The 21,315-nt window shown below is 75.1% G+C and carries 19 protein-coding genes and 1 tRNA gene; 14 read left to right on the forward strand and 6 right to left on the reverse strand.

The genetic code is table 11. From position 1 onward, the window contains the following. Nucleotides 1–43 precede the first annotated feature (43 nt). A complete protein-coding gene (locus tag ACZ5GT_RS36195) occupies nucleotides 44–571 on the forward strand; it encodes a hypothetical protein (protein WP_469035010.1) in 528 nt (175 codons plus the stop codon). Nucleotides 572–641: 70 nt separating this feature from the next. On the opposite strand, the gene ACZ5GT_RS36200 is transcribed toward ACZ5GT_RS36195, so the two are convergent. Both ACZ5GT_RS36200 and ACZ5GT_RS36205 read right to left on the reverse strand, forming a co-directional pair. After that, nucleotides 642–1,511, reverse strand: coding sequence for a spermidine synthase (locus tag ACZ5GT_RS36200; RefSeq protein ID WP_469035011.1), 870 nt, complete (start codon nucleotides 1,509–1,511; stop codon nucleotides 642–644). Between the two features lie 49 nt (nucleotides 1,512–1,560). Beyond that, entirely contained in the window at nucleotides 1,561–2,046 is a 486-nt protein-coding gene (locus ACZ5GT_RS36205; protein WP_469035013.1) for a hypothetical protein, read from the reverse strand. A 297-nt stretch (nucleotides 2,047–2,343) separates the two neighbouring features. Here ACZ5GT_RS36205 and ACZ5GT_RS36210 point away from each other — a divergent pair, with 297 nt between their 5' ends. Next, nucleotides 2,344–3,798, forward strand: a complete 1,455-nt coding sequence (locus tag ACZ5GT_RS36210; RefSeq protein ID WP_469035015.1) for a tetratricopeptide repeat protein — start codon at nucleotides 2,344–2,346, stop codon at nucleotides 3,796–3,798. 972 nt (nucleotides 3,799–4,770) lie between these two features. Here ACZ5GT_RS36210 and ACZ5GT_RS36215 read toward each other — a convergent pair. Further along, on the reverse strand, nucleotides 4,771–5,367 hold the full coding sequence (locus tag ACZ5GT_RS36215; protein WP_469035018.1) for a histidine phosphatase family protein: 597 nt from the start codon (nucleotides 5,365–5,367) through the stop codon (nucleotides 4,771–4,773). 191 nt (nucleotides 5,368–5,558) lie between these two features. Between ACZ5GT_RS36215 and ACZ5GT_RS36220 the strand changes: the two genes are divergently transcribed. The 7 genes from ACZ5GT_RS36220 (at nucleotide 5,559) to ACZ5GT_RS36250 (ending at nucleotide 12,155) form a co-directional block, all read left to right on the forward strand. Beyond that, a complete protein-coding gene (locus tag ACZ5GT_RS36220) occupies nucleotides 5,559–6,497 on the forward strand; it encodes a phosphatase PAP2 family protein (RefSeq protein ID WP_469035021.1) in 939 nt (312 codons plus the stop codon). Continuing rightward, a complete protein-coding gene (locus ACZ5GT_RS36225) occupies nucleotides 6,394–7,614 on the forward strand; it encodes a hypothetical protein (RefSeq protein ID WP_469035023.1) in 1,221 nt (406 codons plus the stop codon). Before ACZ5GT_RS36220 ends, ACZ5GT_RS36225 begins: the two co-directional genes overlap by 104 nt. A 205-nt stretch (nucleotides 7,615–7,819) precedes the next feature. After that, a complete protein-coding gene (locus ACZ5GT_RS36230) occupies nucleotides 7,820–9,445 on the forward strand; it encodes a hypothetical protein (RefSeq protein WP_469035026.1) in 1,626 nt (541 codons plus the stop codon). After that, nucleotides 9,442–10,776, forward strand: coding sequence for an AAA domain-containing protein (locus ACZ5GT_RS36235; protein WP_469035028.1), 1,335 nt, complete (start codon nucleotides 9,442–9,444; stop codon nucleotides 10,774–10,776). Before ACZ5GT_RS36230 ends, ACZ5GT_RS36235 begins: the two co-directional genes overlap by 4 nt. Nucleotides 10,777–10,969: 193 nt before the next feature. Beyond that, nucleotides 10,970–11,344, forward strand: a complete 375-nt coding sequence (locus tag ACZ5GT_RS36240; RefSeq protein ID WP_469035029.1) for a hypothetical protein — start codon at nucleotides 10,970–10,972, stop codon at nucleotides 11,342–11,344. Between the two features lie 156 nt (nucleotides 11,345–11,500). Further along, entirely contained in the window at nucleotides 11,501–12,091 is a 591-nt protein-coding gene (locus ACZ5GT_RS36245; protein ID WP_469035031.1) for a hypothetical protein, read from the forward strand. Beyond that, nucleotides 12,082–12,155, forward strand: a tRNA-Lys gene (locus ACZ5GT_RS36250). The genes ACZ5GT_RS36245 and ACZ5GT_RS36250 overlap by 10 nt, the downstream gene beginning before the upstream one ends. Before the next feature lie 89 nt (nucleotides 12,156–12,244). Here the strand turns inward: ACZ5GT_RS36250 and ACZ5GT_RS36255 are convergent. Then, the gene (locus tag ACZ5GT_RS36255; RefSeq protein ID WP_469035033.1) at nucleotides 12,245–13,507 is read right to left on the reverse strand and encodes a M6 family metalloprotease domain-containing protein; all 1,263 of its coding nucleotides are present in this window, start codon (nucleotides 13,505–13,507) and stop codon (nucleotides 12,245–12,247) included. Nucleotides 13,508–13,820: 313 nt separating this feature from the next. Between ACZ5GT_RS36255 and ACZ5GT_RS36260 the strand changes: the two genes are divergently transcribed. Then, on the forward strand, nucleotides 13,821–15,740 hold the full coding sequence (locus ACZ5GT_RS36260) for a putative bifunctional diguanylate cyclase/phosphodiesterase (RefSeq protein ID WP_469035035.1): 1,920 nt from the start codon (nucleotides 13,821–13,823) through the stop codon (nucleotides 15,738–15,740). On the opposite strand, the gene ACZ5GT_RS36265 is transcribed toward ACZ5GT_RS36260, so the two are convergent. Beyond that, on the reverse strand, nucleotides 15,719–16,822 hold the full coding sequence (locus tag ACZ5GT_RS36265; RefSeq protein ID WP_469035037.1) for an LLM class flavin-dependent oxidoreductase: 1,104 nt from the start codon (nucleotides 16,820–16,822) through the stop codon (nucleotides 15,719–15,721). The genes ACZ5GT_RS36260 and ACZ5GT_RS36265 overlap by 22 nt on opposite strands. Before the next feature lie 380 nt (nucleotides 16,823–17,202). Continuing rightward, on the reverse strand, nucleotides 17,203–17,934 hold the full coding sequence (locus ACZ5GT_RS36270) for a maleate cis-trans isomerase family protein (RefSeq protein WP_469035039.1): 732 nt from the start codon (nucleotides 17,932–17,934) through the stop codon (nucleotides 17,203–17,205). 306 nt (nucleotides 17,935–18,240) lie between these two features. On the opposite strand from ACZ5GT_RS36270, the gene ehuB reads away from it, so the two are divergent. Genes ehuB through ehuA form a run of 4 tightly spaced genes read left to right on the forward strand, consistent with a single transcriptional unit; the run spans nucleotide 18,241 to nucleotide 21,308 of the window. Continuing rightward, nucleotides 18,241–19,155: an ectoine/hydroxyectoine ABC transporter substrate-binding protein EhuB gene (gene ehuB / locus ACZ5GT_RS36275; protein WP_469035042.1), complete on the forward strand. Its 915-nt coding sequence runs from the start codon at nucleotides 18,241–18,243 to the stop codon at nucleotides 19,153–19,155. After that, entirely contained in the window at nucleotides 19,152–19,877 is a 726-nt protein-coding gene (gene ehuC, locus ACZ5GT_RS36280; protein WP_469035045.1) for an ectoine/hydroxyectoine ABC transporter permease subunit EhuC, read from the forward strand. The genes ehuB and ehuC overlap by 4 nt, the downstream gene beginning before the upstream one ends. Further along, nucleotides 19,874–20,521 carry an ectoine/hydroxyectoine ABC transporter permease subunit EhuD gene (gene ehuD / locus ACZ5GT_RS36285; RefSeq protein WP_469035048.1) on the forward strand — a complete coding sequence of 216 codons (648 nt, stop codon included), beginning with the start codon at nucleotides 19,874–19,876 and terminating at the stop codon, nucleotides 20,519–20,521. Before ehuC ends, ehuD begins: the two co-directional genes overlap by 4 nt. Next, complete coding sequence (gene ehuA / locus ACZ5GT_RS36290; protein ID WP_469035050.1) at nucleotides 20,511–21,308, forward strand: ectoine/hydroxyectoine ABC transporter ATP-binding protein EhuA; 798 nt, start codon at nucleotides 20,511–20,513, stop codon at nucleotides 21,306–21,308. Before ehuD ends, ehuA begins: the two co-directional genes overlap by 11 nt. Nucleotides 21,309–21,315: the final 7 nt, after the last annotated feature.

Here is a 21,315-nt window from a genome sequence, read left to right on the forward strand (position 1 = left end):
GCCGGGTGCGACTCCCGGGGCCGGTGGGGCAGTATGGCCGACGATGCGCAGAGCACTCGTACCCGTACTGGCCTGGCTGCTCGCCACCGGCGCGGCGGCCACGCTGTCGTGGTTCGGCGTCCACACCGTGCTGGCGGGCACGGCCTACGACCCGCCGCGCGCCCTGCCGGTCACGGCGGTGGGCGCGACCGCGCGGGAGGCGGAGCCGCGGGCGTCGTCGACGCGGCGGCCGTCGCCGGCGGCAAGCCCCTCGCACCGGCGCTCCCCGGCCCCGGCGCCCACGCCCACGCCCACGCCGTCGTCGTCGCGGACCCCGGCGGCGCGGACCGGCCCGTCCCCGACCGGCTCCGGCCGGGTCAGGAGCTACGACACCGACGGCGGCCGGGCGGTGTTCGACCTCGGCGAGACGTCCGCGACGCTGGTGTCGGCGACGCCGGGTGCGGGGTGGTCGATGCAGGTGTGGAAGACGGAGTCGTGGATCCGGGTGGAGTTCGCCTCCGGCGCGGACCGGGTGTCGGTGTTCTGCACCTGGCACGACGGCCCGCCGCACGTGGAGATCGGCACCTACTGAGCCGGTCCCGGCGTGGGGAACGGGGAGGGCGTCAGCGGAAGACCGCGGGCGGTGGCGAAGACCGTCGGCGTCAGCGGAAGACCGAGGGCGGTGGCGCCGGGGAGGCGACCGCCGCGGCGTCCGTGACGGCGGCCGCGCCGCCGGTGAAGTCGCGCAGCGCGCGGCCGTGTTCGACCCGGCCGGGGTGCGGGTCCCCGGCCGCTTTCCGGGTCAGCTCGGCGACCGGCAGCGGGGCGTCGGAGGCGACCAGGACGGCGTTGCCGAAGCGCTTGCCGCGCAGCACCGTCGGGTCGGCGAGCAGGGCGAGTTCGGAGAAGCGGGCGGCGGCGGTGGCGATCTGGCCGCGCAGGTGGGCGAGCGGCGGCCCGTCGGCGAGGTTCGCGGCGTAGCGGCCACCCGGCCGCAGTGCCCGGCGGACCTCGTCGAGGAACTCGGTGGAGGTCAGGTGGGCGGGCGTGCGGGCCCCGCTGAAGACGTCGGCGACGACCAGGTCGGCCCAGCCGTCGGGCACCTTGCGCAGGCCTTCCCGGGCGTCGGCGCAGCGCACCCGTATCCGCGCGTTCGGGTCCAACGGAAGTTCGCGGCGGACCAGTTGGACCAGTGCCGCGTCGCGCTCGACGACCTGCTGGGTGGAGCGCGGGCGGGTGGCGGCGACGTAGCGGGCGAGGGTGAGCGCCCCGCCGCCCAGGTGCACGGCGTGTATGGGTTTCCCGGCCGGCGCGGCGAGGTCGACGACGTGTCCGAACCGGCGCTGGTACTCGAAGGCGAGACGGGCCGGGTCGTCGAGGTCGACGTGCGACTGTGGCGCTCCGTCGATCAGCAGGGTCCAGGCGCGCGTCCGGTCCCGGTCGGGTACGAGTTCGGCGAGCCCGCCGTCGACGGCCTCGACGACGACGTGTGCGGCACCGCTCCCGCGCCGGGTGTTCCTGGCCTTTCCCATGGCGGCCATTGTCGCAACCGGCCGGCGCCGCCGCCCTCGGGGCCCGGTGTCAGTGGCAGTTGTCGGCGGCCTCGATGATGCGGGCCGCCTCGCCCAGCGCCCGGCGCAGTACGGCCGGGTCGGTGGCGAGGTCGGCCTCGCCGGGCGGCAGCAGCCAGTCCGCCCCCTCCAGCGGCGGCTCGGGATCCCGGCTCAGGCCCCGCGCGTCGGTCCCCGGCGCGTCGGCCCCCCGCGCGTCGGTCTTCGTGCAGGTGCTGCCCGGGACGTCCCACGCGGCGGCCGTGCCGGGCGGGACCACGAAGCCGAGCGTGTCGCCGTCGTCGTCGTGCAGCACGGGCCCGACCGCGTCGCACGCGCCGCGCCGCAGGATGTCGACCGCCTCCAGTCCCTGCCGCGCCGGGACCGTCACCACGTCGCAGCCGGGGACGGCCGGCGGCCGGTCGCCGCGGTCCGGGGCCGGCGGCTGCCCCGCGGCCGTCAGCGGCGTGCGCGGCGTCCGAGCCGTTCGCGGTCCGGTGCTCTGTCTGGTCTCCATCCCGGCCTCCACCACGGAACTCCTTCCAACGAGCGGGCGGCCCGGGAGTCGGGCGGCTCCCGGCCCACGGGGTTCAACGCCCCAGGGCGTCAACGGCAACGGCGGAAGTCCGCCACAAAGGATGGCAGTTCATGGCAGATCGTGGGGGAGACGTCCGGTTTGTTGCTAAACCCTGTGTGGCGGATCCGGTACAGCGAGTACCTTCTTCCCCGCCGGAACCAGGGGAACGGCCCCGGCGCAGGGCCGGTTCACCACTGGTCCGGCATGGTTCGACGGTTCGCGAGGAAGGACCCGGCCATGGCGTCGTCGAAGGGGTCAGCGTCCGCACCCGCGGGGCGGCCACGGCCGAACCTCGTCTTCCGGCGGTTGCGCGGGCGGCGCTCGCCGGCCGAGTTCGCCGCGGCGGTGCGGCGGGCGGCCCGCGAGATCGGTGAACGGGTGAGCTGCGACGCGCGCTACATCGGCCGGGTCGAGGCGGGTGAGATCCGCTGCCCGAACTACGCCTACGAGCGGGTGTTCCTGCACATGTTCCCCGGCCGCACGCTCACCGACCTGGGGTTCGTGCCGCGTTCGTCCGTGCGCGGGCGCGGGGCGCGCACCGCCGGGGACGCGCCCCGCCCGCGGCCGGCGGCCCCGGCGCCCGCCGCGGATGAGACGAGGGGCGCCTCCGGGCCGTATGACACGCAGGACCCGAACCACACACCCGAGCACCACGAGAACCACGAGGAGAGCGACGTGCTGCGGCGCGGATTCATGACCGGCGGGGGAGCCACGGTGGCCACCGCCTCGCTGGTGGGGCCCCTGGGGCTCGCCTTGGACGCCGCGGCCGCGGAACGGCCCGTGCGGCGCCCGGGGGCGAGTGACGCGGGCGCCGTGGAGGAAGCCGTGCGCCGGATCCGGCTGCTCGACGACCGGCACGGCGCCGACGGCCTCTACCGGCGCGCGGCCGCCCCGCTGCGCGCCGCGTACGCGCTGCTGGACGCCGGCGCGACCCGGCAGGCGACCGCCGACCGGCTCCACTCGGGCGCGGGCGAACTGGCCATCTCGGTGGGCTGGCTGGCGCACGACTCGGGCCGCTTCGACGACGCCCGCTCGCACTACGCGGAGGCGCTCGCGACCGCCCGGACGACCGGTGACGACGCGCTGGAGGCGCACGCCTTCTGCAACATGGCGTTCCTCGCGCGCGACGCCGGCCGGCCGCGCGAGGCGGTGCGGGCCGCGCAGGCCGCGCAGCGCGTCGCCCGCTCCCTCGGTTCGCACCGGCTGATGTCGCTGCTGGCGCTGCGCGAGGCCGGCGGCTGGGCGGGGCTGGCCGACCGCACCGGCTGCGCACAGGCCCTGGCCCGCGCACAGGCCCTCCACGACCGCGGCCCCTCGGACGCCGACCCCGAGTGGATGAGCTTCTACGGGGAGGCCGAGCTGGCGGGGCTGGAGGCGCAGTGCTGGTCGGCGCTGGGCGACTGGCCGCGCGCGGCGCGGCACGCGCGCCGGGCCGCGCACCTCCAGCACCCGCACTTCACCCGCAACATCGCCCTGTACACCGCGGAACTGGCGGACGACCTCGCGCGCGGCGGCCGCCCCGACGAGGCCGCGGCGGCGGGCATGCGGGTCCTCGACCTGCTGGGCCAGGTCCAGTCGTCCCGCGTGCAGACCATGCTGGCCGGCACGGCACGGGTGCTGCTCCCGCACCGGCGGGCATCGGGAGTCGCCTCCTTCCTGGACCGCCACGCCTCCTCCCCCCGCCCCACCTGACCCCGCACGAACGCGGCCGCCCGCGATCGCGCGAAGGATGCCGGCCACGAGGGGACGGGCGGCCCGATGCGCGGGAGGGAACCACCCGAGCGGGCCCCGGCGGCGGGCGGGCGACTCCGGGGACGTACGAGCCACCCGCGAGCAGCCCGCGCACGGAGCACCCCGCCCGCGACCGCGCGGAGGGCGTCGGCCACGAGACGACGGACCGGGGCCGGGAGGGCGCCGGCCAGTCCGAGCGGGCCACGAGTCACTGCGCGGCAGCGGGCGGCCCGGGGAAGGCGCGGGCGGTCTGGCGCGCAGCCCACCGCCCGCGACCGCGCGGAGGGCGTCGGCCACGAGGCCGCGGGCGGGCCGGGGCCCGAAGGACACCGGGCCGTCCGAGCGGGCCACGAGCACTACGCGGTCAGCGAGCGACGCCGGCACAACACGAGCGGCACACGGGCGGCCCAGGCGTGGAGCCCACCGCCCGCGCCCGCGCGCACGCCGTCGGCCATGAGACGACGGGCAGTCCGAGGCCGGAAGGACGCCGAACCGTCCGAGCGCTGCGCGGCAGCGGGCGACGCCGGGGAAGCGCGGAGGCGTGGCGCGCAGCCCACCGCCCGCCACCGCGCAAAGGACGTCGGCCACGAGGCCGCGGGCGGGCCGGGGCCCGAAGGACACCGGCCCGCCCGGGCGCTACGCGGCAGCGGGCGGCCCGGGGAAGGCGCGGGCGGTCTGGCGCGCAGCCCACCGCCCGCGACCACGCAAGGACATCGGCGACGAGGCCGGGCAGGGGCGCGCCGAGCCGTGCGAGCGGGCCGCGGGCGCGGGCGCGGGCGACCCCGGGAATGCGCCGGCGGCACGCGGACGGCACGGGCGTGGAGGCCGCCCGCGTGCTGGGCGGAGGACATCGGCCACCAGCGGCGAGCCGGGCCGTCCGGGCGCGGGCGATACCGGGGAGGCCCGGGGGCCGCGCCTGCGGTGACCGGTGGCCTACGGTGCCAGGTGGCCGGAGTCGTTCCAGCTCTCTATGGCGGGCTCGCCGTAGGCCCAGCCGAGGACGGACAGGGAGGCGGGGCTGAGTCTGATGCGGGCGGCGAAGCCGAGCGGCAGGCCCAGCCAGCGGGCGCCGATGGTGCGCAGGATGTGCCCGTGCGCGAACACGAGCACGTCGCGGTCCTCGGCCCGCGCCCAGGCCACCACCTCGTCCGCCCGGGCGGTCACCTCGGCCGTGCTCTCGCCCTCCGGCACGCCGTCGCGCCAGATCAGCCAGCCCGGCCGGAGGGCCTGGATGTCGCCCGGGGTCATGCCCTCGTACGCGCCGTAGTCCCACTCCATGAGCGTGTCCCAGGTGCGCGCCCGCTCGCCGAACCCGGCGAGCCGGCAGGTCTCGCGCGCGCGGGCCAGCGGGCTGGTGCGGACCTCGACGTCGGGCAGCCCCGCGAAGGGAGCGCGCCGCAGCCGCTCGCCGAGCAGCTCGGCGTCGCGCCGGCCCTCCTCCAGCAGCGGTACGTCGGTCCTGCCGGTGTGCTTGCCGGACATCGACCACTCGGTCTGTCCGTGCCGGGCCAGCAGGATGCGCGGTGCCATGGAAGGGGCCTTTCCGGATGGGTCCGAGGGGGAAGGCATCCATCATCGCTCACGCCGCTCACGGGCAACCCGGCGGGCGATGCCGGCGTCTATGAGGTCCGGGGGGCTCCCACGGGAGGCCGTACGACGCCGTAAAGTGACACGTCCCGATCAACGGGCAAGCGCGCCAGAGCGAAGGGGGAGGCGATCGGATGCCGCAGACCGAGACACCGGGCACGGAGGCGGCCCGCACCCGCCTGCGCTGGTGGACGGAGCTGCCGCTGATCCTGCTCGTCTACGCCTGCTACTCGGCCGGCCGGCTGCTCGCCCGCGGCGACACCGCGTCCGCCGTCGACCACGGCCTGTCGATCCTGCAGATCGAGAAGGTCCTGCACATCAACGCCGAGCACCCGCTCAACCGGCTGTTCACGCGGGAGGCGTGGCTCGGCGTGCCGGCCGACTTCTGGTACGCGTCGCTGCACTACCTGGTCACGCCCGCGATCCTGGTCTGGCTGTTCCGCTCGCGCGCCCAGCACTACCGGACGGCCCGCACCTGGCTGATGACGTCCACCTTCATCGGCCTGATCGGCTTCACGCTGCTGCCGACCTGCCCGCCGCGCCTGCTGTCGGCGGGCCACGGCTTCGTCGACACGATGGCCCAGTACAGCTCGTACGGCTGGTGGGGCGGCGCGGCCAGCGCCCCCAAGGGCCTCGGCGGCATGACGAACCAGTACGCGGCGATGCCCAGCCTGCACGTCGGCTGGTCGCTGTGGTGCGGGATCATGCTGTGGCGCCACGGTGGGACGCGGGCCGCGCGGATCGCCGGCGTCGCCTACCCGCTGCTGACCACGATCGTGGTCATGGGCACCGCCAACCACTACTTCCTCGACGCGGTCGCGGGCGCCTTCGTGATGGGCGTGGGCCTGCTGCTGGCGCCGTACGTGATGCGCCGCGCGGACGCGCTCCGGATGCGTGTCCCACTGGCCGCACGGCTCTCCGGCGCCTCCGGTTCCCCGATTGTCAGTGCCGGGTGCCAGACTTCCGCGGGTGAGCGAATTCCACGTCAGCGCGAGTCCCGGACCGGAGCCGGAGCAGGGCCGGACGCCTCTTCCACGGACGCGGGAGAAGGCGCTCCGGCAGCGGCTCGCTGAGCTGCGGGGGCCCGGCGTACCGGCCAAGGCGCTGGACGCGCGGGCCCTGGCCGCCCTCGCCGCCAACCCGGGCTGCAGACGGCGCGCGATCCTCGACGGCGCTGGGGTGAACAAGGCGGCGCTGGCGGGCGCGCTGGGCTCGCCGTCGGTCTTCGGGCAGTCCCAGTTCGCGTTCGTGCGGGGCAACGCGTTCGAGGCGAAGGTCAAGGCGGACGGCGGCGCGGAGCTGCTGCGGCTGGTGCGCGAGAAGCTGGACCCGGCCGCCGAGCCGCCGGTCGACGCGCGCGTGCCCGACCTGGCCGCCACCGGCCCCGAGGGCCGCGCCGCCCGTACGGAACTGGCGCTGCGCGAGGCCGCCGCCGCTCCCGGCGAGTGGACCCTGCTCGACCATCCGATGCTCGCGCTCGACGTGGCCGGCTCCCCCGCGTTCCTGGAGCCGGACGCGGTGGTGGTGCACCCGGACGGCGGCTGGACGGTCGTGGAGATCAAGTCCTTCCCGATGCTGGACGGCTCCGCCGACCCGGCGAAGGTGGGCGCGGCGGCCCGGCAGGCGGCGGTGTACGTGCTGGCCCTGGAGGAGGTCGCCGCCCGCCTCGACCCGGCGCCCGAGGTGCGGCACCGGATCCTCCTGGTGTGTCCCAAGGACTTCTCCAACCTGCCCACCGCCTCCGCCGTCGACGTCCGCAAGCAGCACGCGGTCACCCACCGGCAGCTGGCCCGCCTGACCCGCGTGCGGGACATCGCCGACGCGCTGCCCGAGGGCACCTGCTTCTCCCCCGAACTGCCCGCCGCCGAGCTGACGGCGGCGGTGGAGTCGGTGCCCGCGACGTACGCGCCGGAGTGCCTGTCCTCCTGCGAGCTGGCCTTCCACTGCCGCGATCGCTCCCGCGCGGCCGGCTCGGTGACCTCCCTGGGCCGCCCGGTCCGCGCCGAACTCGGCGGCCTGAAGACGGTCGAGGAGGTCTTGGCGGCGGCCCGCGCGGAGGCCGGGGACCCCGACGATCCGGCCGTCGCGGCGCTGCGCCGGGCGGCACGACTGCGGACCGAGGCGCTGGGGGCCGGGGCGCTGCGGACCGAGGCGCTGGAGGCCCTGACCGCGGGAGGTGCGGCCCGATGACCACCGTACCCGTCATGCGCCCCACGTGCCCCGCCTGCCTCACAAGCCCTGTGAGCCCCGCGTGCGCCACGGGCCACCCGCACTGCCGCACCGCACCGACGCGCACCCGGCCGGACCACCACCCGCGGCACCCCGCCGCACGGGCCCGCTCCCGCCGCCCGGATCACGGCGCCGCGCCGGCCGCTCCCTGCCCGGAGGGCGCCCCGTGTCGCTGATCACCACGCTCGCCCGGCTGGAGGCCGTCCGCTCCGGGCGCGCCCAGCCCGCCGCCACCGTCCGCCACCGGCACCTGTCCGAGCGGCCCCTGGTCCTCGTGCCGCTGACCACCGCCGGTGAGGCCGGCGCCCCGCTCGGCGCGCTCGTGGGCACCGACCGGGACGCGCCGCGCCTGCTGGTGGTGGCGCAGCCGCGCGACCGGGACCTCCGGTTCGCCTTCCTCGCCGAACTGGCGGACGTGATCCTGCCGTACATCGAGGGCTACGCCGGGCAGGTGGAGGCGGCCGAGCGCACCGACACCGACCCGGAGACCGGCAAACGGGTCAAGGTCGAGGTCGAACTGTGCGCCGACGCCCCGCAGCTGATCGTGCCCAGCCGCGCGGGCATCGACTTCGTACGGCTGCTCGGGCGCTCCATGCGGTTCCGGCGCACCGCGGAGCAGGACCCGGAGACCCCGTACCCCGCGCCGCCGCGCGTGCCGCTGCTCGGGCGGTGGCTGACCCACTACGCGGAGCGGGCCCGGGTGCCCGGCTCCTCGCTGCTGCTGGCGATGACCGACGTCCTGTCCCGGCACTGGGCCAGCGGCCAGTCCAGCCTGGAGGACCAGCACCTCGGCGCGCTGCTGGCCTGGATCGCCCCTCCCCCGGTGCCCGACGCGCCCGGCCGGGACGACGCCCGGCGGGGTGCGACGGGCGCCGAGGCGGCGCTGCACGCCGAGCTGGCGCGGGACGCGCGCGGCCAGCTGCTGTGCCCTCCGGCCGGCCCGGCGACCGACCCGGCGTTCGACAACAAGCTGCTCGCCCCGGCCGTCGAACGCTACGACCGCGCGCGCACCGCTCTCGCCGCCGCCGAGGACGGCCTGCAGGCGGACGACCGGCTCGCGGAGCTCACCGCCGCCGAGCGGGAGATCGGCGCCCTGATCGAGAGCGTCACCCGGCCCACCTGGGAGCGGGTGTGGGACGGTCTCGACCTGCTGCGCACGCTGCCCGAGGGCGCGCACGTCGAGGAGCGGTGGACGCGCGACCGCTGGTCGTTCACCGGTCACCGCGACCGGGTCGCCGCGGGCGAGCCGCCGCAGCCGCGCCGGGACGACGCGGTGACCGCCGCGAACAAGCTGGCCGCGCGTGAGCGCGAGCAGGCCCGCCTGGACGCGCAGGAGGCCCTCGACGATCCGCTGGTGATGGCCGGGCGCCGGCTGGCCGGGGAGGCGTTCACCGGTGAGGTCACGGACGTCGTGATGGCGTACAGCGAGGGCAAGCGGCCCAGCCCCCGGCCGCTGGTCACCGTCCGCACGGACGACCGGCCGCAGCTGGGCGAGCGCGTGAAGGTGTACCGCTCGCTGGGTGGCAGGCCGCAGGCGGCGGAGTTCGTCGGGCGGGAGGACGACGGCCTGCTGGTGCTGCGGATCGTCGACAAGATGGGCCGCGGCAAGGAGCCCGAGGCCGGTTCGGTGCCGGAGAAGGGCGACCTGGTCTGCTTCACGCTGTTCGAGCACGAGCAGCGGGGCGGCCCGAAGCTGCCCGACCCCGAGCGGACGCCGTGGACGCACGGCGGGCCGCCCGGCGAGGCCGTCCCCGAGCCGGCCGACCCGACGACCGAGGAGGACGTCCTGTGACCGCCGTCTTCGACCCCGGTGCCGCGGCCGCCGCGGCCACCGCGGCGATCCTGCACGACACGCTGCACGGCGTCGACCGGGGCGTGGTCGTGGACTCCCCGCCCGGCGCCGGCAAGTCCACGCTCGTGGTGCGGGCCGCGCTGGAGCTGGCCGGCGCCGGGCGCCCGCTGATGGTGGTCGCGCAGACCAACGCCCAGGTCGACGACCTGGTGCTGAGGCTCGCGGAGAAGGACCCCGAGCTGCCGGTCGGCCGCCTGCACAGCAGCGACGCCGACCCGTACGACAAGGCGCTGGACGACCTGCCGAACGTGCGCAAGTCGGCGAAGGCCGCCGATCTGGCCGGGCTCGCCGTAGTCGTCTCCACCGCCGCGAAGTGGGCGCACGTCAAGGTCGACGAGCCGTGGCGGCACGCGATCGTCGACGAGGCGTACCAGATGCGTTCGGACGCGCTGCTCGCGGTGGCCGGCCTGTTCGAGCGGGCGCTGTTCGTGGGCGACCCGGGCCAGCTGGACCCGTTCTCCATCGTGGGCGGCGAGCAGTGGGCCGGGTTGTCGTACGACCCGTCGGCCTCCGCGGTGACGACCCTGCTCGCGCACAATCCCGGGCTGCCCCAGCACCGCCTGCCGGTCTCCTGGCGACTGCCGGCGTCGGCCGCGCCCCTGGTCTCGGACGCCTTCTACCCGTACACGCCGTTCCGCAGCGGCACCGGCCACGGCGACCGGCGGCTGGCCTTCGCCGTCCCGTCCGACGGTTCCGGCCCCGACCGGGTGATCGACGAGGCGGCCGAGTCGGGCTGGGGGCTGCTGGAGCTGCCGGCCCGGCACACGCCCCGCACCGACCCGGAGGCGGTGCGGGCGGTGGCGGCGGTCGTCCGGCGGCTGCTGGACCGCGGCGGCGCGGCGGTGTCCGAGCGTTCCGCGGACCCGGCCCCGCTGACGGCCGGCCGGATCGCCGTCGGCACGGCCCACCGCGACCAGGCGGCGGCCGTCCGCTCGGCGCTGGCCGACCTGGGCGTCGCGGACGTCACGGTGGACACCGCCAACCGCCTCCAGGGCCGCGAGTACGACGTCACGGTGGTCTTGCACCCGCTCTCCGGCCGCCCCGACGCCACCGCCTTCCACCTGGAGACGGGCCGCCTGTGCGTCCTGACCTCGCGGCACCGGCACGCCTGCATCGTGGTCTGCCGCGCGGGCGTGGGCGACCTGCTGGACGACTACCCCTCGACGGAACCGGTCCAGCTGGGCACCCTCGTGAAGTTCCCGGACGGCTGGGAGGCCAACCACGCGGTCCTGGCCCGGCTGGCGGAGCACCGCGTCCCGGTCCGGCCGTGACCAGGGTGGCCATGCCGCTGTACGAGCTGGGACAGTGACCGCCGGCCCCGTCGTCCGGGCGGCCCGGGAACATCCCCGGCGCCCGGGGAGTTGGCAGCGGCCGTGAGGTTCCGGCCCTCTTGCGCGGGCGCGGGACAATGGACGGTGGCCCACGTACCGGCGGGTCGATCGTGACGTACGAGGAGGAGAAGACATGGCGGAGCCCACGCCGCGTCGGAACGAGCCGCGGCTACGCCCCGCGCCCCTGCTCTTCGAGCCCGCGGCGGCGGCCGCCGACCCGGAGCACTTCTTCGACCTGGAGTCGATCGACGACCCCCGGGCGCTGCTGGACCGCGCGACGGAGCTGACGCAGGCGTTCCGCGCCGCGGCGGACCGGGCGGTGGAGTTCCAGGCGATGGCGGCCGCGCAGCTGGCGGACCCGCGGCGGTTCGACCGTCTGACGCCGGCGGACATCGCGGAGCGCGCCGAGTGGACCGAGGACTACGCCAAGAAGATGGTCGAGTTCGGGCGGGACCTGATGAGCGGGGTCGAGGGGCGGGGGCACGCGGACCCGGTGCAGGGACCGTAGGACCCGGGCGGGGACCCCGGGACCCGGTGCGGGGACCGTAGCCGCGCGTTCGGGCGGCATATGCCAGGCGGGCAAGATACCCCCTCCCGCACCCGCCTGTCCCGGTTTTCGGCAACCGTGCGGAATCGATTGCTCACGGCGGGTAGATCTGGGGGCATGAGCAGCTCACGCCGCGAACCGTTTCCCGGCCTTCACGACACCTGCGGGGTCACCGCGGACGGAGCCGCCTGGCTGGCCTCGGCGGGAGCCTGTCCGGGCGGCACGCTCGCCTCCTGGCGGGAGCGGCCCCAGGCCCCGGCCGTGCTGCCCTGCGGCTCGGCCTTCGACGTGGTCAGCGCCCCCGCGCTGTTCGGGCGCCGACTGGTCGACCGGCTGTGGGCCGAGGGGCCGGGATCGGGGCCGGTGGCGGTGTTCCGCGGCCGGATGCTGCTGTTCGCCGCGCCGGGCACCGCACAGCGGCTGCCGTCGCTGGTGCGGTGGGAGGAGGAGTACGGGCGCGCGGGCGCGATCCCGCCGCTGCTGTGCCACGGCCACGGCGACGCGGTGACCGTGCCCGCCCCGCTGGGCGGCGCGGCCTCGCCGACATCGCGCTGGCTGATCGCCCCGGACACCCTCCGCCCCTGGCTGCCGGGGGCGGAGATCCTGCTGTGGGCGGCCGTCCGGGCGGCCCGGGCGGCCGTGCGGATATCGATTTTTCCTCCCGCCGACCAGGGTGCTAAGGTCTACGACGTCAGCAGGCGCCGCTAGCTCAGTTGGTTAGAGCAGCTGACTCTTAATCAGCGGGTCCGGGGTTCGAGTCCCTGGCGGCGCACGACACGGGAAGCCCCTCGCGGACAGCGAGGGGCTTCTTGCATGTCCATGACCGGCTCTCCGCGGCACCCCGCGCTGCCCCGCCGTGATCTACCCCGCCGTGATCTTCACCGTCCACGCCCCCGAGGCCGTTCGCGACTCAGCCTCCACGCGGACGCCCGCCCCCGGCACCGTGAAGCTCTCGCCGAGGCCGACCGGGGCGTCCGCGAGGGGCGGGTAGACGGAGCTCTCCCAGCACGCCGAGGTGTGCGGGTGCGCGTCGATCACCCGGACCGGCCCGCCGCCGGACGCGGCGCCGCTGCGCACCCGGTAGACGAGGATGCCCGCCCGGCAGGCCGCCCCGTCGTTGCCGACCCGGCCGCGCGCCTCCAGGGCGAGCACGCTGTCCGGCCCGGTCCGCACGACGGCGAGCTTGGTGCCGTGCCCGAGCCCGAAGACCGGCACCCCGGCCGCCCCCCTCATCGGGGTGGCCGGCCCCGCGCCGAGCGGCTCCAGCGTCACCCGGGTGGTGCCCAGGCTCCGCACGCACACCACCTGCCGCGGATCCAGCCACCCCAGCTTCCACTTGTGCCAGGCGAACAGGTCCGGCGCCAGCCCGAACTGGCTGCCCATCAGGTCCCAGTCGCCGACGTACGTGTCCCAGTCGCCCTTGCCGTCGACGGGCCGCTGGTAGAGGTCCGGCAGGTCGAAGACGTGCCCGGTCTCGTGGGCCAGGACGAGCCGGTCCGGCGGATGCCGCTCGAACACCGTGACCACGCGGCGGATGTCGCGGCCGTCGGCCCGCAGCGGAGTGTCCAGGTTGACGACCTTCGTCGCGTCCGAGTCCACGCCGGGCGCGTCCGGGTCGGCGACGAAGTAGACGACGTCGTAGCGGGAGAAGTCGACCTGGGGGTCGGCGGCGGCGACCGCGTCCCGCAGGTAGGCGGAGCGCCGGGCGGCGTTCCAGTCGCGCTGGACGGCGTACGCCGTGGACGGCCGCGGCATCCGGATCCAGCGGCGGAGCGGGTGCGGGCGCAGCGTGAACCTGCCGTAGGAGGCACGTTCGAAGAAGCGGCTGGTGGCCGGGAAGTGGTCGGCGGTCAGCTCGGCGGGGGTGGTGCGCGGGACCGCGTCCGGGAAGGACAGGAAGACCATCGCCGCGTCCAGTCGCCGGGTCGGGCGCGGGTAGGCGGCGTTCCAGGTGTCCAGGCCCTCCGAGTGGTGCGCGGCGGTGCGTTGCAGGGCGCACGGCGCCGCGGGGTCCGACCCGGTGGCCGAGGGCCCGCTCACCAGGGAGGTCGCGGCGAGCGCGGAGAGGGTCGTGCACACGGCGGCGGTGCTGCGCAGTCGGGGCCGTCGGAACGGACGCGGCACGGGGGACCTCCGGGAACGGTTCACGGGACACCGCACCCAGCCTGTTGGAGATTGTCGTACTACGCCCTGTTTGTCTGCACCGGACGAGTGAGTCATCGGAAAAATCTCCGGAGCCGACACCCCGAGCCGCTCACGGAACGTCACAACTGGTCGGAGGCCTGAGAGACCCGTTCAGGTACGGGCAGAAACGATCTGTCGGAAGTGCCGGTCCGTCCGGGACACTGGACGATGGCTGGATGGACCTCCGGCCAGCCTCTATGATCGGCACACTTTCCTGCACGGACAGAGATCGAGTGCACTGCGGGAGCCAGCGGTGAGCGGAACGTCCGAAGGGCCGACGCCCGCGGCAGACCTCGACCGGTCAGCCGTGACCGAGAGTGACATCCACGCATCTCCCCGTACCGAGCCGCCGACGACGCACGCCGGGCCGCCGACGACACGTACCGGGCCACCCACGACGAACACCGGTCCGCCGATGACACGTACCGGACCGCCGGCGTACCGGGCGGTCTTCGCGGCGGCCCCCCTCGCGATGGCCGTCGTCGATCGCGAGGGCCTGGTGGTCAGCGCCAACGACGGCTTCGGCGCCCTCTTCGGCAGCCCCCCGGACCAGCTCGCCGGACGCATCGCCGCCGACCTGGTGGACCTCGCCTCCGACGCCCGCGGCTGGCACGCCTACCTGGAGGTGCTGCGCGGCCGCGAGGCCCGGCTGCGCTGCACCCGGCGCCTGAAGCAGGCCGACGGACGGTCCGTCTGGGCGCAGGTCACCGTCACGCCCCTGCCGGCCGTCGACGACGCCGTCCTGATGTCCGTCGCCGACATCAGCGCCCAACGCGAACTTCAGGCCAAGGTCCGGCACTTGCAGATGCACGACCCGGTGACCCGGCTGCCCAACCGCACCCTGTTCATCGAACGCCTGACCGCCGCGCTGGACGCGGAGTCGTACGAGGAGGGCGGCACCGGGCGGGTCGGGCTGTGCTATCTCGACCTGGACGGGTTCAAGGCCATCAACGACACGCTCGGCCACCGGGTGGGCGACCGCCTGCTGGCCGCCGTCGCCGAACGCCTCACCCGCTGCGCCGACGAGGCCGGGTACGGCAGGCTCGCCGCCCCGCTGGTGGCCAGGCTCGGCGGTGACGAGTTCGCCCTGCTGGTGCGGGACTCGACCGGCACCGAACAGCTCGCCGACCTCGCCGAGTCCGTCCTGGACGCGGTGCAGGCCCCCTTCGACATCGCCGGCCGGCGCCTGTCCGTGTCGGCCTCGATCGGCGTCGTCGAACGGCTGGCCGCCGGGACCAGCCCGACCGCGCTGATGCAGGCGGCCGACACGACGCTGTACTGGGCGAAGGCCGACGGCAAGGCCCGCTGGACGCTGTTCGACCCCGAACGCAACGCCCACCGCATGACCCGCCAGGCCCTCGCCTCCACCCTGCGCCCGGCCGTCGAGCGCGGGGAGTTCACCCTCGAATACCAGCCGTTGGTCGGCATGGAGGACGGACGGCTGCACGGCGTCGAGGCGCTGGTGCGCTGGAACCACCCGCAGTTCGGCATGCTGACGCCGAATCGGTTCATCGGCCTGGCGGAGGAGGACGGCTCGATCGTGCCGCTCGGGCGGTGGGTGCTGCGCACGGCCTGCCACCAGGCGCGCCGCTGGCAGCTGGACCACCCGGACGAGCCGCCGCTGTTCGTGAGCGTCAACGTGGCGGTCCGTCAGGTGTGGGACTCCGACCTGGTCGCGGAGGTCGCCGACGCCCTGGAGGAGACCGGCCTGGCGCCGCGGCTGCTGCAGCTGGAGCTGACGGAGTCGGCGGTGATGGGCTCGGCGGGCCGCCCGCTGCAGACCCTTCAGGCGCTCAGCGAGATGGGCGTGCGCATCGCGATCGACGACTTCGGCACCGGCTACTCCAACCTCGCCTACCTCAGCCGCCTGCCGGTGTCGGCGCTGAAACTGGACGGCTCCTTCGTCCGGGGCTTCCAGTACGAGAACGCGGAGGCCGCGCCCAACCCGGCCGACGAGGTCGTCGTCGAGGCGATGATCCAGCTCGCCCACCGGCTCGGCCTCACCGTCACCGCCGAGTGCGTGGAGACGCCGGCCCAGGCCGCCCGGCTGCGCGGCATCGGGTGCGACACCGGCCAGGGATGGCTGTACTCACGGCCGGTGCCGCCCGACCGCATCGCCGAGCTGATGGGCACCCGGGCGCGCGGAGCGGATCAGGTGGTCGGCAACCCGTAGGCGTCGGCGATGAGTTCGTAGCTGCGCAGGCGCAACTCGCCGGTGTGGGCGTGCGAGGTGAGCATCAGCTCGTCCGCGCCGGTGCGCTTGTGCAGCGCGTCGAGACCGTCGCGCACCTGCTGCGCCGTGCCGTGCACGATGTTGGCGCCCCAGGAGTCGACGAACTCCCGCTCCAGCGGGCTGAACGGGTACGCCTCCGCCTCCTCCGGGCTGGGGAACAGACCGGGCCGCCCGGTGCGCAGCCGGACCATGTTCAGCCCGGTGGCCAGGACCTGGCGGCGGGCCTCCTTCTCGTCGTCGGCCGCGAACGCGGAGACGCCGATGAGGGCATAGGGCGCGTCGAGGACCTCGCTCGGCCGGAAGGACTCCCGGTACAGGTCGAGGGCCGGGACGGTGTTCTGCGCCGAGAAGTGGTGGGCGAAGGCGAACGGCAGGCCGAGGGCGCCGGCCAGGCGGGCGCTGAACCCGGAGGAGCCGAGCAGCCAGACCGGGGGGCGGTGCCGCGACTGGACGCCGCCGGGCGAGGTCGCCTGCACCGGGCCGGGCACGGCGTGGATACGGCGGTAGGGATGCCCCTCGGGGAAGTCGTCGTCGAGGAAGCGGATGAGCTCGGCGAGCTGCTCGGGGAAGTCGTCGGCGCCTTCGCCCAGCCGGTCGGTACGGCGCAGGGCCGCGGCGGTGGCGCCGTCCGTGCCGGGGGCGCGGCCGAGGCCGAGGTCGACGCGGCCCGGGGCGAGCGCCTCCAGGGTGCCGAACTGCTCGGCGATGACCAGCGGGGCGTGGTTGGGCAGCATGACGCCGCCCGAGCCGAGGCGGATGCGGCCGGTGTGGGCGGCGAGGTGGGCCAGGATCACGGCGGGGGACGAGGAGGCGACGCCGGGCATGGAGTGGTGCTCGGCGACCCAGTAGCGGTGGAAGCCGCGGGACTCCGCGAAGCGGGACAGCGCGACGCTGGTGCGCAGGGCGTCCCCGGCGGTCCGGCCGGAGCCCACGGTGACCAGGTCCAGCACGGACAGCGGAACGGGAGCGGTGCCCTGTGCGGTGCCGCGGATCCCGTCGCCTGTCCTGTCGTCCGCTGCCACGGTGGGTGCCTCCTGTCGCCGGCCGTACACTGTCCGTCCGCCCAGAACAGAGGACACCCCCCGCCTATTCCCGCCTCCGCGGGCTGCCGCCGCTGTCGCACGTGCACCCCGGGCCCCGACGCCCGGCTCGCCAGGGCAGCGACCGCGGCCCCGGCTCACCCACGCAGTCGCGTCCCGTGCCCGCGAGTGCGGGCCGTTTCCCCGGGGTGCGGGGGCCGTTCGCGGGCCGGGGCCGCGGCTGCGCGCGCTGCGGCCGCACGCCCTGCACGCGCCGCACAACCGCCCGCCCTGCACGCGCCGCACAACCGCCCGCCCGCACGCGCCGCACAACCGCCCGCCCGCACGCGCCGCGCAACCGCCCGCCCGCGCACGCGGTGGGCTCAGACCTGGACGATCGGTTCGCGGGTGAACAGGACGCCCAGGTTGGGGGCGTTCACCCGGCGGTCCGCGAGCCGCAGACCCTCCCACACCGTGACTTGGTTGGCGGTCAGCACCGGCTTGCCCAGTTCCTGTTCCAGGGCCGGGATGTGGGCCGCCGTGTGCAGGGCGTTGTCCGGGAGCAGGACCGCGTCCGCGTCCGGGGTGTCCGCCTGCCTCGCCAGCGCCAGCACCTCCGCCTCTCCCCACCTGCCGACCTCCGCGGCCGTGCCGGCCCCGGAGCCCCGGACGGCCACCACCTCCGTGCCGCCCGCCCGCAGGAAGTCCGCGAAGAGGGCCGCCACGTCGTCGGGGTACGGCGCGCCCACCGCCACCCGTGCCGCCTTGATCTCCCGCACCGCGTGCACGAAGGCGAACGACGTCGAGGAGGCGGGCATGCCGGCCGCGAGGGCGAGGGCGCGCACCTGCTCGTGGGCGCCCTCCCAGCCGCCCAGGAAGCTGCCGCTGGTGCAGGCCCACACCACCGACTCGGCGCCCGCCATGCGCAGTTCCTCGACGCCCGCCGCGAGCCGCTCCGGCGAGGCGATCTCCCGCAGGGCGTCCATCCGGCGCGCGTCCTCGCCGACCGTGGTGTGGACGACGTCCAGCCTGATGTCGCTGCCGATCAGCTGCTCGATGCGCGGATAGTCGTCCTCGGCGCCGTGGCCCGGGTAGAGGAATCCGAGAGCGGTCATTGCGAGCCCTTCTACTGCTGTTCGTGGCCGGGTGCACGGGGCCGGGCGCGGCCGCCGGATCGCGCGGCGCCGGCACGGCCCCATCCCCGTGTACCCAGCCGGGCGTGCGGTGCGCACCGCGGAGACCGGCGTCGCCCCCACGGCGCACAGCACGCGCTCACCGCGCGCGGCGAAGGGCGGCGAACGGCGACCGGCCGTGCGTGCGGACTCGCGGCCTCAACTCCCTTGCCCCGGTGGGCGGAAGCCCGGACGCCGGACGGACGGCCGCGAGGCATACACCCGGGGCGGTCGGGTAGCAGCGCCGCCATGGCTGCACCACTTGGCAAGGAGAGCAAGGAAAGAACGACACCCGGCACCACGCGCCGGTCGCTGCTCGCGGGGGTGGCGGCGCTCGGCGTACCGGCCGCGGCGGGCTGCTCGCGCGTGCCCACGGCGTCGGCCCGGACCGGCGGCGACCTGCTCGACCGGCTGCGGGCGGCGGGCGTGGTACGGCTGGGCATCGCCGGCGAGGTCCCCTTCGGGTACATCGACAAGGACGGACGGCTGACCGGCGAGGCGCCGGAGCTCGCCAAGGCCGTGTTCGAGCGGCTGGGCGTGGCCCGGGTGCAGCCGGTGCCGACCGAGTTCGGCTCGCTGATCCCGGGCCTGAACTCGCAGCAGTTCGACGTCGTGGCGGCCGGGATGTACGTCAATCCCGAGCGCTGCGAGCAGGTGATCTTCGCCGACCCCGACTACCGGATGCTGGACGCCTTCATCGTGCGCAAGGGCAACCCGAAGGGGCTGCACAGCTACCGGGACGTCGTCGAGAAGAAGGCCAGGTTCGCCACCGGCACCGGGTACGCGGAGATCCAGTACGCCGTCGGGGCCGGGTACCGGAAGAGCGACATCCTGATCGTGCCGGACCAGGTCGCCGGCCTGAACGCGGTCGAAGCCGGACGCGTGGACGTCTTCGCCGGGACGGCGCTGACCGTCCGCGCGGTGGTGAAGAAGTCGTCCAAGGCGGAGGCGACGAAGGCCTTCGCCCCGCTCGTCGACGGGAAACCGCACGTCGACGGCGGCGCCTTCGCCTTCCGGCCGACCGAGACACGGCTGCGGGACGCCTTCAACGCCGAACTGCGCCGGCTGAAGAGGAGCGGCGAGGTCTTCCGGATCCTGCGGCCCTTCGGTTTCACCGAGGCCGAGATGACGGACCTGACCGCGAAGGAGCTGTGCGCCGGATGACCCCGGGACTGTGGGAACTCGTGCTCAAGGGCGTCTGGACCACGGTCCAGCTGCTCGTCCTCAGCGCGCTGCTGGCCGCCGCGGTCTCCTTCGCCGTCGGCATCGCGCGCACGCACCGGCGGTGGGCCGTCCGCTTCCTGGCGGGCTGCTGGACCGAGGTGTTCCGCGGCACCTCCGCGCTGGTCATGATCTTCTGGGTGTTCTTCGTCGTGCCGCCGGTCTTCGGCTGGCAGCTGGTGCCGATGTGGGCGGGCACCCTCGCGCTCGGGCTCACCTACGGCGCGTACGGCGCGGAGATCGTGCGCGGCGCGCTGAACGCGGTCGACCCGGCGCAGCAGGAGGGCGGGATCGCCCTGAGCTTCACGCCCTGGCAGCGGATGCGGCTGATCATGCTGCCGCAGGCGGTGCCGGAGATGATCCCGCCGTTCTCCAACCTGCTGGTCGAACTGCTCAAGGGCACCGCCCTGGTGTCGGTGATGGGCATGGGCGACCTGGCCTTCAGCGGCAACCTGGTGCGGCTGGCGCTCCAGGAGAGCGCGGAGATCTACGGGTACGTCCTGCTGATCTACTTCGTGATCGCCTTCCTGCTCACCCGCGGGATGCGGCTGCTGGAGCGGCGGCTGAAGGCGGGCGTCGGCAAGGCCCCGCGGCGCGGCGCGGGGACCCGGGAGCCCCGGCCCGCGGGGACGGCCGGCGTGGCCGCGGGGGGCGGTGCGGCATGACGTGGGACTGGAACGCCGTGCGCGACTTCATGCCGTACTTCTGGGACGGCCTGCTGGTCACCCTGCGGGTGGTGGTCCTCGGCTCGCTGATCTCGTTCGCGCTGGGCCTGGTGTGGGCGCTGCTGATGCGGGCGCCGGCCCCGGTGCGCCGGCCGGTCGGGGCGGTCACCGAGTTCGTGCGCGACACCCCGCTGCTGGTGCAGCTGTTCTTCCTCTTCTACGTGCTGCCCGAGTGGGGCCTGGCCTTCTCGGCGCTGACCACCGGCATCGTCGCGATCGGGCTGCACTACTCGACGTACACCATGCAGGTCTACCGGGCCGGCATCGAGGCGGTGCCCGCCGGCCAGTGGGAGGCGGCGACGGCGCTGAACCTGCCGAGGGCGCGGACCTGGCGGGTGGTGGTGCTGCCGCAGGCGATCCGCCGGGTCGTGCCGGCCCTCGGCAACTACGTGATCGCGATGCTGAAGGACACGCCGATGCTGATGGTGATCACCGTGCTGGAGATGCTCGGCCAGGCGCGCCTGTACTCCCAGGAGCACTTCCGGTTCACCGAGCCGGTCACCGTGATCGGCGTGGCCTTCGTCGTCCTTTCCTGTCTGGCCTCCCTTCTCCTGCGAGCTCTGGAGCGACGCCTTGTCCACTGACGCCCCCCTGCTGAACACCGAAGACGCCCACGCCAACCCGCCGGTGGACGGCACCGAGCTGATCCGGCTGGAGCAGGTCACCAAGCGGTTCGGCGACCACACGGTCCTCGACCGGCTCGACTTCTCCGTCGAGTCCGGCAGGCACGTCACGCTGATCGGCCCGTCCGGATCCGGCAAGACGACGATCCTCAGGCTGCTGATGACGCTGACCCGGCCGGACGAGGGCACCATCACGGTGGCCGGTCAGCGGCTCTTCCCGGCCCCCGGGAAGCAGGTCCGCGAGGTCCGCAAGAAGATCGGGATGGTCTTCCAGCAGTTCAACCTGTTCCCGAACATGACCGTGCTGCGCAACGTCACCGAGGCCCCGGTCACCGTCCTGGGGCTGTCCAGGGACGAGGCGGAGCAGCGGGCGTACGAGCTGCTGGACCTGGTGGGCCTCGCCGACAAGCGCGACATGCGCCCCTCCCAGCTGTCCGGCGGACAGCAGCAGCGGGTGGCGATCGCCCGCGCGCTGGCGATGCGGCCGCAGGTGCTGCTGCTCGACGAGGTGACCTCCGCGCTCGACCCGGAGCTGGTCGCGGGCGTCCTCGACGTGCTGCGCGACATCGCCCGCAGCACCGACATCACCATGCTGTGCGTCACGCACGAGATGAACTTCGCCCGGGACATCTCCGACCAGGTCCTGATGTTCGACGCCGGCCGGATCGTCGAGTCCGGCCCGCCGGAGAAGATCTTCAGCGAGCCGGAGAACGAGCGGACGCGGGACTTCCTCGGCGCGGTCCTGTGACGACAGC

The sequence above is a fragment of the Streptomyces sp. NPDC031340 genome, from assembly GCF_055569945.1.